Source organism: Xanthomonas pisi DSM 18956 (assembly GCF_001010415.1).
GTDB classification, from domain to species: Bacteria; Pseudomonadota; Gammaproteobacteria; order Xanthomonadales; family Xanthomonadaceae; genus Xanthomonas; species Xanthomonas pisi.
Window position 1 is genome coordinate 1 of sequence record NZ_JPLE01000047.1, and the last position, 13,274, is coordinate 13,274.

Below are 13,274 nucleotides of genomic sequence, written 5' to 3' on the forward strand. Positions count from 1 at the left end.
CTGATGACCTCTTCCTGGTTCGTCAGGCGCACTTTGGCGACCTTACGCAGGGCCGAGTTCGGCTTCTTCGGGGTAGTGGTGTAGACGCGTGTGCAGACGCCACGGCGCTGCGGACACTTGTCCAGTGCCGGGGAGGCACTCTTGTAGGTGGTCGCTTGCCGGGGCTTGCGGACCAGCTGATTGATCGTTGCCATCAGTCGATTCTTCTGATTGGAGGCCGAAACGGCCTTGCATGAAAACGAAGGCAGGCCGCGAAACGGCCCACCGAGACAGAGAAGTATAGCTGGCAGGACGAAACTCCGTCAACTTCACGGAAATCTAACCCTGCTGGCCCATCCAAAGGCCGGAAAACGGAGGGCATCCTGCCCTCCTTTTCGCTTGGCTTACGGCAGGCTTGCGACCGCCGTCGGAGCGCTTACTCCTCGTCCGCGCCAGCGTCGGCCACGGCTGCGACCGGTTCGGCCACTGCGGGCTTGCCCGACAGCGTTTCCATTTCCGAGTCGGTCAGACCCGAAGACTTGCGACGGCCGGCGTGATACGCCAGACCGGTACCGGCCGGGATCAGACGGCCCACGATCACGTTTTCCTTCAGACCGCGCAGGTTGTCGCGGGTGCCGCGCACGGCAGCCTCGGTCAACACGCGGGTGGTCTCCTGGAACGACGCTGCCGAGATGAACGACTCGGTGGCCAGCGAGGCCTTGGTGATACCCAGCAACACCGGGTCGTACTTGGCCGGCAGTTCGTTGCGCGTGGTCAGGCGTGCATTTTCCTCGATGACGCGCTGGCGCTCGACCTGCTCGCCATTGAGGAACTTGCTGTTGCCCTGGTCGACGATCTCGACCTTGCGCAACATCTGACGCGTGATCACTTCGATGTGCTTGTCGTTGATCTTCACGCCCTGCAGGCGATACACGTCCTGGATTTCCTTGACCAGATACGCGGCAAGCGGCTCGACACCCAGCAGACGCAGGATGTCCTGCGGGCTCGGCTCGCCGTCCACCACGGTCTCGCCCTTGGTCACGTGCTCGCCTTCGAACACGATGATCTGACGGTACTTCGGGATCAGCTCTTCGTGTTCCGAACCATCGGTGTCCTTGATGATCAGGCGCTGCTTGCCCTTGGTGTCCTTACCGAAGCTGATGATGCCCGAGCGCTCGGCCAGGATCGCCGGATCCTTCGGCTTGCGTGCTTCGAACAGGTCGGCAACGCGCGGCAGACCACCGGTGATGTCGCGGGTCTTGGACGCTTCCTGCGGAATCTTCGCAACCACGTCGCCCACGCCGACGGCAGCGCCGTCCTGCAGGTTGACGATGGAGCGCGGCGGCAGCAGGTACTGCGCCGGCAGATCCGTGTTCGGGATGGTCAGGTCGTTGCCCTTGCCATCGACGATGCGCACGATCGGGCGCAGTTCCTTGGCCTGTGCACCGCGACGCTTCGGGTCGGTGATTTCGCGCGAGGCCAGGCCGGTCAGCTCGTCGGTCTTCTCGATGACGGTGACGCCGTCGACGAAGTCGATGAAGCGGATGAAACCGGCCACTTCCGACACGATCGGGTGGTTATGCGGATCCCAGTTGGCCACGCCCTGGCCAGCCTTGACTGCATCACCGTCCTTGGCCGTGATGGTGGCACCGTAGGGCAGCTTGTAACGCTCGCGCTCGCGACCGTGGCCGTCGAGCACGGACAGTTCGCCCGAACGCGAGACCGCAACCAGCGAACCGTTGGCATGCTCGACCGACTTCAAGTTGTTGAACTTGATCGAGCCGGTGGTCTTGACCGTGATGTTGTCCACTGCCGCCGCACGCGATGCCGCACCACCGATGTGGAACGTACGCATCGTCAGCTGGGTACCCGGCTCACCGATCGACTGGGCGGCGATGACGCCGACCGCTTCACCGATGTTGACCTGGTGACCGCGCGCGAGGTCGCGACCGTAGCAGCGTGCGCACACGCCGAACGAGGACTCGCAGCTGATGGTCGAACGCACCTTCACCGACTGCACGCTGGCGTCTTCCAGCTTGGCAACCCAGGCTTCGTCGAGCAGCGTGTTGCGGGTGACGATGGGTTCTTCGTCGTTGCCCGGCAGGTAGACGTCCTCGGCCACGACACGGCCCAGCACGCGCTCCTTCAACGGCTCCACCACGTCGCCGCCTTCCACGATCGGGGTCATGATCAACCCTTCGGTGGTGCCGCAATCGACTTCGGTGATCACCACGTCCTGCGCGACGTCGACCAGACGACGGGTCAGGTAACCCGAGTTCGCCGTCTTCAACGCGGTATCGGCCAGACCCTTACGCGCGCCGTGGGTGGAGTTGAAGTACTCCTGCACGTTCAGACCTTCGCGGAAGTTCGCCTTGATCGGCGTCTCGATGATCGAGCCATCCGGACGCGCCATCAAACCGCGCATACCGGCCAGCTGACGGATCTGCGCCTGGCTACCACGCGCACCGGAGTCGGCCATGATGTAGAGCGAGTTCATCGACTTCTGGTCGATGGTCTCGCCCTTGGCGTTCTCGACCTTCTCGGTACCGATGGTGTCCATCATCGCCTTGGCGATGCGCTCGCTGGTACGCGACCAGATGTCCACGACCTTGTTGTAGCGCTCGCCGGCGGTGACCAGGCCCGACTGGTACTGCTCCTGGATTTCCAGCACTTCGGCTTCGGCCTCGGTGAGGATGCCCTTCTTCTCGTCCGGGATCAGCATGTCGTCGATACCGATCGACACGCCTGCGCGGGTGGCGTAGGCATAGCCGGTGTACATCAGCTTGTCGGCGAACACGACCGTGTCCTTCAAGCCCAGCAGACGGTAGCTGGAGTTGATCAGACGCGAGATGTTCTTCTTGGTCATCTCGGTGTTGGCCAGCTGGAACGGCAGGCCTTCGGGCAGGATTTCGCTCAGCAGCGCACGGCCGACCGTGGTGTCCACGATCGAGGTGCCGCTGGTGCGCTTGCCATCGACGGCGTCCACGTCCACCTGGGTGATGCGGACCTTGACCTTGGCGTGCAGTTCGACCACGCGGTTGTCATAAGCGCGCTTCACTTCGCTGGTGTTGGCAAACACCATGCCCTCGCCCTTCTTGTTCTCCAGGGCGCGGCTCATGTAGTACAGGCCCAACACCACGTCCTGCGACGGCACGATGATCGGCTCGCCGTTGGCCGGCGACAGGATGTTGTTGGTGGACATCATCAGCGCACGCGCTTCCAGCTGGGCTTCCAGCGAGAGCGGCACGTGGACAGCCATCTGGTCACCGTCGAAGTCGGCGTTGAACGCAGTACAGACCAGCGGATGCAGCTGGATGGCCTTGCCTTCGATCAACACCGGCTCGAACGCCTGGATGCCCAGACGGTGCAGGGTCGGCGCACGGTTCAGCAGCACCGGATGCTCGCGGATGACTTCTTCGAGGATGTCCCACACCTCGGCCTCTTCGCGCTCGACGAGCTTCTTGGCGGCCTTGATGGTGGTGGCCAGGCCACGACGCTGCAGCTTGGCGAACACGAACGGCTTGAACAGCTCCAGCGCCATCTTCTTCGGCAGGCCGCACTGGTGCAGCTTGAGGTACGGACCGACGGTGATGACCGAACGACCGGAGTAGTCCACGCGCTTGCCGAGCAGGTTCTGACGGAACCGGCCCTGCTTGCCCTTGATCATGTCGGCCAGCGACTTCAGCGGACGCTTGTTGGTGCCGGTGATGGCACGGCCGCGACGGCCGTTGTCCAGCAGCGCATCGACCGATTCCTGCAGCATGCGCTTTTCGTTGCGCACGATGATGTCAGGCGCATTGAGCTCGAGCAGGCGACGCAGACGGTTGTTGCGGTTGATCACGCGGCGGTACAGATCGTTCAGATCCGAGGTCGCGAAACGGCCGCCATCCAGCGGCACCAGCGGACGCAGGTCCGGCGGCAGCACCGGCAGCACGGTCATGACCATCCACTCCGGACGGTTGCCCGATTCCAGGAAGGCTTCGATCAACTTGATGCGCTTGGTCAGACGCTTGAGCTTGGTTTCCGAACCGGTGCTGGCGATTTCTTCGCGCAGACGGGTCATTTCCGACTGCAGGTCGATCGTGCGCAGCAGCTCGTACACGGCCTCGGCGCCCATGGCGGCGTCGAAGTCGTCGTTGTACTCCTGGCGTGCGGTCAGGTACTGCTCTTCGGTCAACAGCTGGCGGCGCTCGAGCGGGGTCAGGCCCGGCTCGGTGACCACGTAGGCTTCGAAGTACAGCACGCGCTCGATGTCACGCAGGGTCATGTCCAGCATCAGGCCGATGCGCGAGGGCAGCGACTTGAGGAACCAGATGTGCGCGACCGGCGAGGCCAGGTCGATGTGACCCATGCGCTCGCGACGCACCTTGGCCAGGGTGACTTCGGTGCCGCACTTTTCGCAGACCACGCCGCGGTGCTTCATGCGCTTGTACTTGCCGCACAGGCACTCGTAGTCCTTGATCGGTCCGAAGATGGCGGCGCAGAACAGGCCGTCACGCTCAGGCTTGAAGGTACGGTAGTTGATGGTTTCGGGCTTCTTCACTTCGCCGTAGGACCACGAACGGATCAGGTCAGGCGATGCCAGCGCGATCTTGATCGCGTCGAAATCCAGCGTCTGGCGCTGTTGATTGAAGAGGTTGAGCAGGTCTTTCATTTGATATCTCCGGGTCGGAGGAATTTCGTAGCTGAGATGAAACCGAGGGCCTTACGTTCCGGATCCCGGCACCGCATCGCGGCGCCAGGACCCAGCTCGATCACTCTTCCAGTTCCATGTTGATCGCCAGCGAGCGGATTTCCTTCACCAACACGTTGAAGGATTCCGGCATGCCCGCGACCATCTCGTGCTCACCATCGACGATGTTCTTGTACATCTGGTTGCGGCCCTGCACGTCGTCGGACTTCACCGTCAGCATTTCCTGCAGGGTGTAGGCCGCGCCGTAGGCTTCCAGCGCCCAGACTTCCATCTCACCGAAGCGCTGACCACCGAACTGCGCCTTGCCACCCAGCGGCTGCTGGGTGACGAGCGAGTACGGACCGGTCGAGCGCGCATGCATCTTGTCGTCGACCAAGTGGTTCAACTTCAGGTAGTGCATGTAGCCGACCGTGGTCTTGCGATCGAACGCTTCGCCGGTGCGACCGTCGTACAGCTGGGTCTGACCGCTCTGCGGCAGTTCGGCCAGTTCCAGCATGCGCTTGATTTCCGCTTCGCTGGCGCCGTCGAACACCGGGGTGGCCATCGGCACGCCATCGATCAGGTTCTTGCCCAGGTTGAGCAGCTCCTCATCGCTGAACTGCGACAGGTCCACGCGCTGTGCATTGATCGCGCTGTCGTGGTTGTAGATGTCGTCCAGGAACTTGCGCAGTTCGCTGACCGCCGCCTGTGCCTCCAGCATGCGCTGGATCTTGCGACCCAGGCCCTTGGCGGCCCAGCCCAGATGCACTTCCAGAATCTGGCCGATGTTCATACGCGACGGCACGCCGAGCGGGTTCAGCACAATGTCCACCGGCTCGCCGGTCGCCATGTACGGCATGTCTTCGACCGGCACGACGTTGGAGACCACACCCTTGTTGCCGTGGCGGCCTGCCATCTTGTCGCCCGGCTGGATGCGGCGCTTCACTGCCAGGAACACCTTGACCATCTTCAGCACGCCCGGTGCGAGGTCATCGCCCTGGGTGATCTTGCCGCGCTTGTCGGCGAAGCGTGCCTCGAATTCCTTCTCGTGCGCCTGGATCTGCTTCTGCGCGCGCTCGATGGCGTCGGCAGCGTCTTCGTCCTTCATGCGCAGCTGGAACCAATCGGACTTCTTCAGCCCGTCCAGGTACGCGTCGGTGACGTTGTCGCCCTTCTTCAGGTTCGGACCGCCGTTGGCGACCTTGCCCACGATCTGCGAACGCAGACGTGCGTAGATGGCCGCTTCCAGGATACGGAACTGGTCGTCGAAGTCCTTCTTGACGCGCTTGATTTCGGACTCTTCGATCTGACGCGCACGCTTGTCCTTCTCGATGCCGTCGCGGGTGAAGACCTGCACGTCGATGACGGTGCCGTCCATGCCCGGGGGCACGCGCAGCGAGCTGTCCTTCACGTCGGACGCCTTCTCACCGAAGATCGCACGCAGCAGCTTTTCTTCCGGGGTCAGCTGGCTCTCGCCCTTCGGCGTGACCTTGCCGACCATGATGTCGCCGGCGCGCACTTCCGCACCGATGTACACCACGCCGCTCTCGTCCAGACGGTTCAAGGCCTGCTCGGACACGTTCGGGATGTCGGCGGAGATTTCCTCCGGCCCCAGCTTGGTGTCGCGCGCCACGCAGGTCAGTTCTTCGATGTGGATCGTGGTGTAACGATCCTCTTCCACCACGCGCTCGGAGAGCAGGATGGAGTCTTCGAAGTTGTAGCCGTTCCACGGCATGAAGGCGATCAGCATGTTCTGACCCAGCGCCAGCTCACCGATGTCGGTGGACGGGCCGTCGGCCAGCACGTCGCCGCGCGCGATCACGTCACCCACGTTCACCAGCGGACGCTGGTTGATGCAGGTGTTCTGGTTGGAGCGGGTGTACTTGATCAGGTTGTAGATATCCACGCCGGCATCGGTGCCGCCGCCGATTTCTGCTTCGTTGACCTTGACCACGATGCGGGCTGCGTCGATCTGCTCGATCACGCCGCCACGCAGTGCATTCACGGTCACGCCCGAGTCGCGCGCCACCGCACGCTCGATGCCGGTACCGACCAGCGGCTTCTGCGAACGCAGCGTCGGCACGGCCTGGCGCTGCATGTTGGCGCCCATCAGTGCGCGGTTTGCGTCATCGTGTTCCAGGAACGGCACCAGCGCCGCTGCGACCGACACGGTCTGCATCGGCGAGACGTCCATGAAGTGCACTTCGGCCGGCGGCTTCAGCAGCGACTCGCCCTGGAACCGGCACGGCACGAACTGCTCGGTGAGCATGTTCTTGGCGTCGGTCAGCGCGTTCGCCTGTGCGATCACGTACTCGTTTTCTTCGATCGCCGACAGGTACTCGACGTCGTCGGAGACCTTGCCGTCCAGCACCTTGCGGTACGGCGTCTCGAGGAAGCCGTACTGGTTGGTGCGGGCGAACACGGCCAGCGAGTTGATCAGGCCGATGTTCGGGCCTTCCGGCGTTTCGATGGTGCAGACGCGGCCGTAATGGGTCGGATGCACGTCGCGCACTTCGAAGCCGGCCCGCTCGCGGGTCAGGCCGCCCGGGCCCAGTGCGGAGACGCGACGCTTGTGCGTCACTTCCGACAGCGGGTTGTTTTGGTCCATGAACTGCGACAGCTGCGAGGAGCCGAAGAATTCCTTGATCGCCGCAGCCACCGGCTTGGCGTTGATCAATTCCTGCGGGGTCAGACCTTCCGACTCCGCCATCGACAGACGCTCCTTGACCGCACGCTCGACGCGGACCAGGCCCACGCGGAACACGTTCTCGGCCATTTCGCCGACCGAACGCACGCGACGGTTGCCCAGGTGATCGATGTCGTCGACCACACCGCGGCCGTTACGGATTTCGGTCAACACCTTGATCACTTCCAGGATGTCGGAAGTGTCGGTGTGCTCGGCGACCAGACGCTTGGATTCTTCGTCGTTACGCTCGGCGAAATACTTCTTGTCGTACAGCACCGACTCGCCCAGCACGTCCTTGCGGCCGACGCGGCGGTTGAACTTCATGCGACCGACCGTGGACAGGTCGTAACGCTCGAAGGTGAAGAACAGGTTGTGGAACAGGTTCTGCGCGGCTTCCTTGGTCGGCGGCTCGCCCGGACGCATCATGCGGTAGATCTCGACCAGCGCTTCCAGCTGGGTCTTGGTCGGATCGATGCGCAGGGTGTTGGACAGGTACGGGCCACGATCCAGATCGTTCACCCACAGGGTGCCCACCGCGTCGACGCCAGCCTTGCGGAAGGCCGCCAGCTGGTCTTCGCTGATCTCGTCATTGGCATTGGCCAGCAGTTCGCCGGTCGAGCCATCGACCACGTCGTGCGACAGGATGCGGCCGACCAGGTAGTCGTCCGGCACGGCCAGCGCGGCGACGCCGGCGGCTTCCAGCTGCTTGACGTGACGGGCGGTGATGCGCTTGCCCGCTTCCACGATGACCTTGTCGCCATCGGCCAGGTCGAAGTTCAGCGTTTCACCACGCAGACGCTCCGGCACCAGCTCCAGCTGCACGCCTTCGTCCGGGTTGATGTGGAAGGTGTTGATCTCGAAGAACTCGGCCAGCATCTCTTCGTTGCTGTAGCCAAGCGCGCGCAGCAGGATCGACACCGGCAACTTGCGGCGACGGTCGATACGGGTGAACAGCGCATCCTTCGGGTCGAACTCGAAGTCCAGCCAGGAGCCGCGGTACGGGATGATGCGGGCGCTGTACAGCAGCTTGCCCGAGCTGTGGGTCTTGCCACGGTCGTGGTCGAAGAACACGCCCGGCGAGCGGTGCAGCTGCGAGACGATCACACGCTCGGTGCCGTTGACGATGAAGGTACCGTTGCCGGTCATCAGCGGGATTTCGCCGAGATAGACCTCCTGCTCCTTCACGTACTTGATGGCCTTGGTCGACGACTCGCGGTCGTAGATCACCAGGCGCACGGTCACGCGCAGCGGCGCGCCATAGCTCATGCCGCGCTGACGGCATTCACGCTCGTCAAACACCGGCTGACCCAGCTTGTAGCCCACGTACTCGAGCGCAGCGTTGCCGCTGTAGCTGGAGATCGGGAACACCGACTTCAGAGCGGCATGCAGACCGAGGTCCTTGCGCTTGGTCGGCTCCACATCTTCCTGCAGGAATTCGCGATAGGAATCCACCTGGATGGCAAGCAGGAACGGCACTTCGAGGATCGAGCGCTGCTTACCGAAATCCTTGCGGATACGCTTTTTTTCGGTGAACGAATAAGACGTCATGAGGTCTTCACCCTAGGCTGCGGGGGCCGCGTCGCGGCGGCCCTGAAATAACAAAATTGTCAGTTGGAAGTCGCTGGTATTGCCGGCACCAGCACGCCTTCTCCCGCTACTTCCAACTACCAACTCGGTGAGGCGAGGATTGGGGATGACGGGATTGGGGATTAGCGAAGGCTGCCTTCGAATCCCGAATGCCGAATCTCAAATCCCGGCTTTCCATCAACGGCCAAAGGCCGGGAGCTTTACGCTCCCAGCCTTCAGTGCATCACCATGAAACGCTGGCGATGCAAGATGCTGCTTACTTGACTTCGACCTTGGCGCCGGCTTCGGTCAGTTCCTTCTTGATCTTCTCGGCTTCGTCCTTGGTGGCGCCTTCCTTCAGGATGCCACCGGCTTCGGTCAGATCCTTGGCTTCCTTCAGACCCAGGCCGGTCACGGCGCGGACGGCCTTGATGACGCCGACCTTGTTGGCGCCGCAATCAACCAGCACCACGTTGAACTCGGTCTGCTCTTCGACCACGGCGGCCGGGCCCGCTGCAGCGGCAGCGACCGGGGCGGCGGCGGAGACGCCGAACTTTTCTTCGATGGCCTTGACCAGCTCCATCACTTCCATCAGGGACTTCTCGGCGATGGCGTCGACGATCTGTTCGTTGGTAAGGGACATTGTGATTACCTTTTAGAAATTGATTCTGGAATGGTTTCTAGCAGACGCTAGGACATCAAGCTTCGGCAGTCTCGGCGACCGGCGCGGCGGCTTCGTCGCCACCACCCTGCTTGTCGCCAATGGCCTTGACGGCACGGGCGAACATGGCAGCCGGTTCGGACAGCACGCGTGCCAGCATGGCCAGAGCCTGGTCGCGGGTCGGCAGCGAAGCCAACACGTCGACGTGGCTGGCCGGGAACAATTCCCCGCCGATTGCCACAACCTTGGCCTGCAGCTTGTCGTTGCTCTTGGCGAATTCCTTGATCAGGCGACCGGCAGCGCCGGGCTCCTCCATCGAAAACGCATACACCAAAGGACCGACCAGCTTGTCAGACGCGACAGCAAATTCAGTACCTTCGACGGCACGCACGGCCAGGGTGTTCTTGACAACTTTCAAGAACACACCGGTTTCGCGGGCCTGCTTGCGCATCGCGGTCATCTGGGAGACCGTGGTGCCAGCGTATTCGGCGGCGATCAGGGAGTGGGCCTTGGCGGCGATGTCTGCCAGCTCGGCGACTACTTCTTGCTTCTGGGACAGATTGAGAGCCATTGCACTCCTCCGTTAAAGCCGGGATTCGGGATTAGCGATTAGGGATTCGTCAGAGCTGATGAAGCCGCTTCTGCCAATCTCCAATGCCGAATCTCCAATCCCCGCTTCAAACTACTCCGCTCGCGGCTCCTGCCGGTTGCGGTCCAGGGCAGCCTCCTTCCTGGAAGCCGGGAACATCGACCGATGTTCCTTTGGTGGCCGTTCTAGACCTGGAGTGGGCTCGATCCGGGATGTCCCAGACGCGCGTAAACCAGAAAACTCCAGAAGGGCGACACCATCTACGCCGGCCAGTTCGAAACGAACCGATTAAGCGATCCCGCTGCATCGACGGCGACTCCATGCCAGTGCGAGCATCCCTGCCCGTCGTCGATCTGCGCTGACCGCGCCTGCGGTCTTTGACGGCTACCGCCGGACATGCCGGCGATCGCCTTCAAAATGTCCGTTACCCCAAAGGAGGGAACGGACTCCCAGCACACGGTTACCCGGGCCGGAAAAACAATGCAGTACTGCACAAACACGTCAGGCGCATAGCGCCCGACGCATTCGATTACTTCAGCGACAGGCTCGACTGATCAACCGTCACGCCCGGGCCCATCGTCGAGCTGACCGATACCTTCTGCAGGTAGGTGCCCTTCGAGGTCGCCGGCTTGGCCTTGACCAGATCCAGCAGCAGCGCCTGCAGGTTCGACTTCAGCGCTTCGTCGTCGAAGCTGGCCTTGCCGATGGTGCAGTGGATGATGCCGGCCTTGTCGGTGCGGTAGCGCACCTGGCCCGACTTGGCGTTCTTGACCGCTTCGCCCGGGTTGGCCGACACGGTGCCGACCTTCGGGTTCGGCATCAGGCCGCGCGGACCCAGCAGGGTGCCCAGCTTACCGACAACGCGCATGGCGTCCGGAGTCGCGATGACCACGTCGTAGTTCAGATCACCGGCCTGCATCTTCTCGGCCAGGTCGTCCATGCCCACTGCCTCGGCGCCTGCAGCCAGGGCTTCGTCAGCCTTGGCACCTGCCGGTGCGAACACCGCAACGCGCACGCTCTTGCCGGTACCGGCCGGCAGCACGGTCGAACCGCGCACCTGCTGGTCGGACTTCTTGGCGTCCACGCCCAGGCGCACGGCGACGTCGATGGATTCGACGAACTTGGCCTTAGTGGCGGTCTTCAGGATCTTGATTGCGTCTTCGAAGGCATAGCTCTTGCCCGGAACGACTGCGGCCGCAATGGCCTTAACGCGCTTGTTCTGTGCCATGTCTTAGCCCTCCACCGTCAAACCCATGCTGCGGGCGGTACCCGCAATCGTGCGAACTGCCGCTTCGAGCTCGGCCGCCGTCAGATCGGCTTCCTTGGTCTTGGCGATCTCTTCCAGCTGCTTGCGTGTCACCTTGCCGACCTTGTCGCTGTTGGGACGCTTCGAACCGGAAGTAACGCCCGCTGCCTTCTTGAGCAGCACGCTTGCCGGGGTGCTCTTGGTCACGAAGGTGAAGGTGCGGTCGGAATACGCGGTGATGATCACCGGCGTCGGCAGACCTGGCTCCAGCTTGGAGGTCGCAGCGTTGAACGCCTTGCAGAATTCCATGATGTTCAGACCGCGCTGACCCAGCGCAGGGCCGACCGGCGGTGCAGGATTGGCCTGACCGGCCTTGACCTGCAGCTTGACGTAGCCAACTACTTTCTTACCCATTTCAGTGCTCTCCGGGTGCTAACGCCTGACAACAGGCTCCCCATCGGACCGGGAGAATCACGCGTCCCGGCGTCGCGTTGCGTACAACACGCAGATGGCCGCCATGCGGCAGCCATTGTTTACCCGGCGGTCGCCAGGTCAGCGAGCCGCGCACTATAGCAGCATTCAAGGCAGGCGCCTAGCAGGCGCCCGCTTGGGTCAGCCCTTCTCGACCTGGCCGAACTCGAGCTCGACCGGCGTGGAGCGACCAAAGATGAGCACGGCGACACGCAACCGGCTCTTCTCGTAGTTGACTTCTTCGACAACGCCGTTGAAGTCGTTGAACGGGCCATCGGTGACACGCACCATCTGACCCGGCTCGAACAACACCTTCGGGCGTGGCTTCTCGACGCCATCCTGCACACGCTGCAGGATCGCATCGGCCTCTTCGTCGCGAATCGGCAAGGGACGATCGGCAGTACCGCCAATGAAACCCATCACCTTGGAAGTTTCCTTCACCAGATGCCAGCTTTCGTTGTCGATGCGCGGAATACCGGCTTCTTCGTGGGTTTCGATCTGGACCAGCACGTAACCGGGGAAGAACTTGCGCTCGGACCGACGCTTCTGGCCGGCGCGCATCTCGATGACCTCTTCGGTCGGCACCAGCACTTCACCGAAACGATCTTCCATCTCGGTGCGGACGATGCGGTCGCGCAGCGCCTGCGCAACGGATTTTTCAAAGCCTGAATAGGCGTGAACGACGTACCAACGCTTCACTGCTTGATTCTCCTCAACGAGCCAGGAACCACTGCGTGAGCTTCTGGATGACGAAGTCGAAGCCGCCCAACAGCAAACTCAGAATGATCACAACAACAATCACGACCCAGGTGGTGCGGATGGCCTCCTGGCGCGTTGGCCAGACCACCTTACGCAATTCAAACCTGGATTCGGACATGAATTCGCGGGTTTCCCGGCCTTTGCCGGTCCCCAGAAAAACAAATGCACCCGCCACCAGCCCAACGATGACAGCCAGCGCACGCAACTGCGGCGTCCAGGCTCCCAGTTGCGTGGCGCGCTCCGGCGCAGAAAACCAGAACCACACAAACAGCCCCGCAACCACCAGGATCGCGGAGAGCACGTATTTCACGATATCAGCGCTGGCAGCAGACGCGCTTTTGGAAGGCTCGATTTTGCTATTCATCCGGCTCTAGTTACCGATCTGACCCGAATCGCTGGGCCGGAAAGAGGAGTGGCACGCCAGGAGGGACTCGAACCCCCAACCTGCGGTTTTGGAGACCGCTGCTCTGCCAATTGAGCTACTGGCGTATGTACTCGTTTACCGCAAACCCTAAGACAACGAAGGCGGACCGCGGTTCAGCCGGCCCGCCATTCGCGCAAATTCGGCGACCGAGGCCGCCGAACTGCAGGCATTGCTTACTTGATGACCTTGGCAACCACGCCTGCGCCGACGGTACGGCCGCC

8 protein-coding genes, 1 tRNA gene and 1 pseudogene are annotated in these 13,274 nt (G+C 62.4%); all 10 read right to left on the reverse strand.

From position 1 onward, the window contains the following. Nucleotides 1-194 (reverse strand): annotated as a pseudogene (gene rpsL, locus Y887_RS11935) (30S ribosomal protein S12); the annotation flags it as partial. Nucleotides 195-415: 221 nt separating this feature from the next. Beyond that, complete coding sequence (rpoC, locus tag Y887_RS11940; protein ID WP_046964545.1) at nucleotides 416-4,633, reverse strand: DNA-directed RNA polymerase subunit beta'; 4,218 nt, start codon at nucleotides 4,631-4,633, stop codon at nucleotides 416-418. Between the two features lie 100 nt (nucleotides 4,634-4,733). Further along, complete coding sequence (gene rpoB / locus Y887_RS11945) at nucleotides 4,734-8,885, reverse strand: DNA-directed RNA polymerase subunit beta (RefSeq protein WP_046964546.1); 4,152 nt, start codon at nucleotides 8,883-8,885, stop codon at nucleotides 4,734-4,736. Nucleotides 8,886-9,180: 295 nt separating this feature from the next. Then, complete coding sequence (rplL, locus tag Y887_RS11950; RefSeq protein ID WP_016900679.1) at nucleotides 9,181-9,546, reverse strand: 50S ribosomal protein L7/L12; 366 nt, start codon at nucleotides 9,544-9,546, stop codon at nucleotides 9,181-9,183. A 55-nt stretch (nucleotides 9,547-9,601) separates the two neighbouring features. Beyond that, entirely contained in the window at nucleotides 9,602-10,135 is a 534-nt protein-coding gene (gene rplJ / locus Y887_RS11955) for a 50S ribosomal protein L10 (RefSeq protein WP_046964547.1), read from the reverse strand. A gap of 547 nt (nucleotides 10,136-10,682) precedes the next feature. Then, nucleotides 10,683-11,381: a 50S ribosomal protein L1 gene (gene rplA / locus Y887_RS11960; protein WP_005993337.1), complete on the reverse strand. Its 699-nt coding sequence runs from the start codon at nucleotides 11,379-11,381 to the stop codon at nucleotides 10,683-10,685. A 3-nt stretch (nucleotides 11,382-11,384) separates the two neighbouring features. Continuing rightward, complete coding sequence (gene rplK, locus Y887_RS11965; protein ID WP_046964548.1) at nucleotides 11,385-11,813, reverse strand: 50S ribosomal protein L11; 429 nt, start codon at nucleotides 11,811-11,813, stop codon at nucleotides 11,385-11,387. A 198-nt stretch (nucleotides 11,814-12,011) separates the two neighbouring features. Then, complete coding sequence (gene nusG, locus Y887_RS11970; protein ID WP_029219215.1) at nucleotides 12,012-12,569, reverse strand: transcription termination/antitermination protein NusG; 558 nt, start codon at nucleotides 12,567-12,569, stop codon at nucleotides 12,012-12,014. Nucleotides 12,570-12,582: 13 nt separating this feature from the next. After that, nucleotides 12,583-12,993 carry a preprotein translocase subunit SecE gene (secE, locus tag Y887_RS11975; protein WP_046964549.1) on the reverse strand — a complete coding sequence of 137 codons (411 nt, stop codon included), beginning with the start codon at nucleotides 12,991-12,993 and terminating at the stop codon, nucleotides 12,583-12,585. 49 nt (nucleotides 12,994-13,042) lie between these two features. Further along, nucleotides 13,043-13,118 (reverse strand) — tRNA-Trp (locus Y887_RS11980). Between the last annotated feature and the right edge of the window lie 156 nt (nucleotides 13,119-13,274).

Coding starts and splice junctions, on each gene's coding strand:
- rpoC (WP_046964545.1), bottom strand. CDS start 4,633: ATGAAAGACCTGCTCAACCTCTTCAATCAACAGCGCCAGACGCTGGAT.
- rpoB (WP_046964546.1), bottom strand. CDS start 8,885: ATGACGTCTTATTCGTTCACCGAAAAAAAGCGTATCCGCAAGGATTTC.
- rplL (WP_016900679.1), bottom strand. CDS start 9,546: ATGTCCCTTACCAACGAACAGATCGTCGACGCCATCGCCGAGAAGTCC.
- rplJ (WP_046964547.1), bottom strand. CDS start 10,135: ATGGCTCTCAATCTGTCCCAGAAGCAAGAAGTAGTCGCCGAGCTGGCA.
- rplA (WP_005993337.1), bottom strand. CDS start 11,381: ATGGCACAGAACAAGCGCGTTAAGGCCATTGCGGCCGCAGTCGTTCCG.
- rplK (WP_046964548.1), bottom strand. CDS start 11,813: ATGGGTAAGAAAGTAGTTGGCTACGTCAAGCTGCAGGTCAAGGCCGGT.
- secE (WP_046964549.1), bottom strand. CDS start 12,993: ATGAATAGCAAAATCGAGCCTTCCAAAAGCGCGTCTGCTGCCAGCGCT.